Below are 545 nucleotides of genomic sequence, written 5' to 3'. Positions count from 1 at the left end.
GTGGTGGTACTTTTTTGAGCATTTTTATATCCATCTCCACCATTAATAGTAAACCCAAAGCTCGTTGCAGATTTTGCAATCTTTTCGCAAATCCCTTCTCAACGATAAGATAGCTATATTTAGCCTGACTTTCAAAGGTAATTCTTTTGACATTTATATGTTTTGGGAAGGAAAATTTTAGAATATCCGTTTGAATCACTTTTATATTCTCAGAGGGGTTTACCGCTTCTTTAGTCACTTGACATAAGCCTCCATCAATTTCTATAGCAGTAACTGATCGACTCATTTTGACTAGCTCTTTGGTAAAATGTCCTTTTCCTGATCCGATTTCTATTACGTTGTCTTGTTTACTGATATTCGTGTGATTCAATATTTCTTTTACATGCTTTTTAGAAGTAATAAAATTTTGCGTGTCTTTAGGGTTTTTCTGGTTCATTATAACCTTCTCCTTACTGGTTCATTATAACCTTCTCCTTACTGGTTATAATGAACTGACATTAAGCGTTCATTATAACCAATTAATTTTGATTTGGTTGATAACGAAC

The 545-nt window shown here is 33.2% G+C and carries 1 protein-coding gene; it reads right to left on the bottom strand.

The window, feature by feature from the left end; genetic code table 11:
- Window positions 1-436, bottom strand: a 436-nt coding sequence (locus tag IEW58_RS13730) for an rRNA adenine N-6-methyltransferase family protein (protein WP_188645887.1), incomplete at its 3' end; no start/stop codon positions are given.
- Window positions 437-545 lie beyond the last annotated feature (109 nt).

The organism is Tsuneonella deserti (assembly GCF_014644315.1).
In the GTDB taxonomy this organism is placed as follows: domain Bacteria; phylum Pseudomonadota; class Alphaproteobacteria; order Sphingomonadales; family Sphingomonadaceae; genus Tsuneonella; species Tsuneonella deserti.
The sequence above is the reverse complement of the archived record's forward strand: the minus strand, read 5'-3'. Positions and strand labels throughout refer to the sequence as shown.